The sequence below is a fragment of the Pseudoxanthobacter sp. genome, assembly GCF_036822375.1.
Classification (GTDB): Bacteria; Pseudomonadota; Alphaproteobacteria; order Rhizobiales; family Segnochrobactraceae; genus Pseudoxanthobacter.
The window spans coordinates 1-3663 of sequence record NZ_DAISHT010000280.1 but is presented as its reverse complement, the minus strand read 5'-3'; the positions used below and the strand labels follow the sequence as shown (position 1 = coordinate 3663).

The window sequence follows — 3663 nt, the reverse complement described above, 5'->3', positions numbered from 1 at the left end:
GCCTCGCCCGCCGCCATGCCGAGCGAGCCGCCCATGAAGGCGAAATCCTGCACCGCCGCCGTCAGGCCCATGCCGTCCAGCGTGCCGCGCCCGACCATCACCGCATCGTCAAGGCCGGTCTTGGCGCGGGCATCCTTGAGGCGGTCGACATAGCGCCGCTCGTCGCGGAACCGCAGCGGATCGGCGGGCACCACCGGGCTCGGCAGCAGCTCGAACTGGCCGTTGTCGAACAGCACCTCAAGCCGCTTGCGGCCGGGCATCTTCATGTGGTGGCCGGAACCGGGAATGACCCACTGGTTGGCTTCGAGATCGCGGTGGAACACCATCTCGCCCGTCTCCGGACACTTGATCCAGAGATTGTCCGGCATCTCCCGCTTCGACAGGAAGGAGCGGATCTTGGGGCGGACAACGGTGTTGATCCAGTTCATCGAGAACCTCTTCAGCGCGGTGCGGGAGGGCCGGCACGCAGGCCGGTGCCGGGCCGGTGGCCGGGCAGCCCGGCGGCGCCGGCCGTCATGCCCCGCTTCCTGCCGCCGCGGTGCGGCAACATTGGGGTGATAAGGCCGCGGCCGGCTGCAGGGCGCCGGTCGCAGGCCCGTTCGGAACGCACTCAGGCGGCGCGCGCGCGCCGCACGCCGGCGGCGAGATCGCTGACCAGCCGGCGAACGGCGTCCACGCTTTCCGCGGTGGCGTGTCCGCCGGCGTCGAGCGTGCCCGCCAGCGCCTGCACAATGGCCGAACCGACCACCACGCCATCGGCGAAGTTGCCGATGGCCGCGGCCTGCTCGGCCGTCTTCACGCCGAAGCCCACGGCCACCGGAAGATCGGTGTGGGCCTTGATACGTTCCACGGCACGGGAAACGGCCCCGGCATCCGGCGCAGCCGTGCCGGTGATGCCGAGAATGGAGACATAATAGACAAAGCCGGAGGTATTCGCGAGCACCGACGGCAGGCGGTGATCGTCGGTCGTCGGGGTCGCCAGCCGGATGAACGACAGCCCCGCCGCACGCGCCGGCAGGCACAGTTCGTCGTCGGCTTCCGGCGGCAGATCCACCACGATCAGCCCGTCGACGCCGGCGGCCTGCGCGGCCTTGAGGAAGGCGTCGACACCGAACGAGTAGATGGGATTGTAATAGCCCATCAGGATGACCGGCACGTCATTGTCGCGGCGGCGCAGCGCCGCCACGATATCGAGGGTGCGCCGCAGGGTCTGCCCGGCCTTCAGCGCGCGCTGCGACGAGGCCTGAATGGCCGGGCCGTCGGCCATCGGATCGGTAAACGGCATGCCGATTTCGATCACGTCGGCCCCGGCCTGCGGCAGCGCCGCGATCACGGCGGCCGAGGTTTCCGGGTCCGGGTCGCCGGCGGTGATGAAGGTGATGAGCGCCGGACGGTTTTCCGCCTTCAGCGCGGCGAAGCGGCGGTCGATGCGGGTGACCGGCGCCGGAATTTCAGACGAGGACATTCGGGCACCCGCTCAGATGGAAAGGCCGAGATAGCCGGCGACGGAGAACACGTCCTTGTCGCCGCGGCCGGAAAGATTCATGACGATGATCTGGTCCTTGCCCATGGTCGGGGCAAGCTTGATCACCTCGGCCAGCGCATGGGCCGATTCCAGCGCCGGCAGAATGCCTTCCAGCTTCGACAGCAGCTTGAAGGCCTCCAGCGTCTCGTCGTCGGTGGCGGGCACATATTTCACCCGGCCCGTGGCATGCAGCCACGAGTGCTCCGGCCCGATGCCCGGATAGTCGAGACCGGCGGAAATGGAATGGCCTTCCATGATCTGCCCGTCGGCATCCTGCAGCAGATAGGTGCGGTTGCCGTGCAGCACGCCCGGCCGGCCCTTGTTGAGCGAGGCGCAGTGCTCGTCGCCCTCAAGGCCGCGGCCGCCGGCTTCCACGCCGATCATTTTCACGTCGCTGTCGTCGAGGAAGGGGTGGAACAGCCCGATCGCATTCGAGCCGCCGCCGACGCAGGCCACCAGCACATCCGGCAGCCGGCCTTCCGCCGCAAGAATCTGGGTGCGCGTCTCCTCGCCGATCACCGACTGGAAGTCGCGCACCATCGCCGGATAGGGATGCGGACCCGCCGCGGTGCCGATCAGGTAATAGGTCGATTCCACGTTGGAGACCCAGTCGCGCAGGGCCTCGTTCATGGCGTCCTTCAGCGTGCCGGCCCCGGAGGTGACGGGCACCACCTCCGCGCCGAGCAGGCGCATGCGGAACACGTTCGGCTTCTGGCGCTCGATGTCGGTGGCGCCCATGTAGACCACGCACGGCAGGCCGAAGCGGGCGCACACGGTGGCGGTGGCCACGCCGTGCTGCCCGGCGCCGGTCTCGGCGATGATGCGCGTCTTGCCCATGCGCATGGCGAGCAGAATCTGCCCGAGGCAGTTGTTGATCTTGTGCGAGCCGGTGTGGTTCAGCTCTTCCCGCTTCAGATAGATCTTCGCTCCGCCCAGATATTCGGTCAGGCGGGGAGCGAAGGTCAGCGGGCTCGGCCGGCCGACATAGCTGGCGCGCAGCGCCTCGTGCTCGGCGATGAACGCCGGGTCGGTGCGCGCGGCATCGTAGGCGGCCTCCAGATCGAGGATCAGCGGCATCAGCGTTTCGGCCACGAAGCGGCCGCCGAACAGGCCGAAAAAGCCCCTCTCGTCCGGCCCGGTGCGCCAGGAATTGGCCCGCGTTTCCGCTGCCGTTCCTGCCCCTGCCGATGCGCCGCCTGCGACCTCGTTCACTGTCTCAGCCTTTCCCGTTTGCCGGCCCGTCACGCGCCGGCAGCCTGTCGCGCCGCCGCCACGAAAGCGGCGATCCGCGCCGGGTCCTTGAGGCCCGGCGCACTTTCAACGCCGCTGGAGACATCGACCCCGAAGGGTCGCGTCCGGCGGACGGCTTCGCCGACATTGTCGATTCCAAGCCCACCGGAAAGCATGAACGGCCGGGCCGGGTCAATGTTGGCGAGAAGATTCCAGTCGAAGGACACGCCGTTGCCGCCCGGCAGCGCCGCATTCTGCGGCGGCTTGGCATCGAACAGCAGCCGGTCGGCAACCGCGCCGTAGCCGGCGGCGGCCCGCAGGTCGTCCGCCGCGCGGATGCCGAAGGCCTTCATCACCGGCCGGGCGTACCGCGCGCGCACCACGGCAACCCGCTCCGCGCTCTCATGACCGTGCAGTTGCAGCCAGTCGGGGCGCACCGCCGCCACGATGCCGGCGAGCAGCGCATCGTCGGCATCGACCGTCAGCGCCACCACCTGCGCCCGCCCGCGGGCCAGCGCGGCCAGCCGGCCGGCGGCCTCAAGGCTGACGTTGCGCGGGCTTTTGGGGAAGAACACGAAGCCCACCATGTCCGCTCCCGCCTCCAGCGCCGCTGTCACCGTCTCCGGCGTGGACAGGCCGCAGATCTTCACGACCAGCGATGACGGGGATGCGGAATGGGGGTGCGACATGGCCGCTGTTCGGTCCTGACCTTCACGGGGCCAGCGCTGCGGTCCGTCCTGCCGTGCCGCGCGCGCCCTCCGGCCTCTCATATGGGATTGCCGGCAGCCCGGGTCACCCCCGCGCCGCCGGCTGATTTTCGGCTCAGGCGCCCTCGGCCACCTTATCGTCGCCGGCCTTCAGCTCGTCGAGGCGCGGCATGGAGATGATGTTGTAGCCCGAATCGACGA

At 69.3% G+C, this 3663-nt stretch carries 3 protein-coding genes and 1 pseudogene; all 4 read right to left on the bottom strand.

The window, feature by feature from the left end; all coding sequences use genetic code 11:
• Nucleotides 1–428, bottom strand: a pseudogene (locus V7067_RS16435) (acetyl-CoA carboxylase carboxyl transferase subunit beta); the annotation flags it as partial.
• Nucleotides 429–610: 182 nt separating this feature from the next.
• Nucleotides 611–1465 (bottom strand): tryptophan synthase subunit alpha, encoded by an 855-nt coding sequence (gene trpA, locus V7067_RS16430; RefSeq protein ID WP_334176973.1) that lies wholly within the window; start codon nt 1463–1465, stop codon nt 611–613.
• A 12-nt stretch (nt 1466–1477) separates the two neighbouring features.
• Nucleotides 1478–2737, bottom strand: coding sequence for a tryptophan synthase subunit beta (trpB, locus tag V7067_RS16425; protein WP_334176972.1), 1260 nt, complete (start codon nt 2735–2737; stop codon nt 1478–1480).
• A gap of 29 nt (nt 2738–2766) precedes the next feature.
• Complete coding sequence (locus tag V7067_RS16420; RefSeq protein WP_334176971.1) at nt 2767–3444, bottom strand: phosphoribosylanthranilate isomerase; 678 nt, start codon at nt 3442–3444, stop codon at nt 2767–2769.
• Between the last annotated feature and the right edge of the window lie 219 nt (nt 3445–3663).

Excerpts from the sequence above, each read along its gene's own strand:
- trpA (WP_334176973.1), bottom strand. The coding sequence starts at position 1,465 with ATGTCCTCGTCTGAAATTCCGGCGCCGGTCACCCGCATCGACCGCCGC.
- V7067_RS16420 (WP_334176971.1), bottom strand. The coding sequence starts at position 3,444 with ATGTCGCACCCCCATTCCGCATCCCCGTCATCGCTGGTCGTGAAGATC.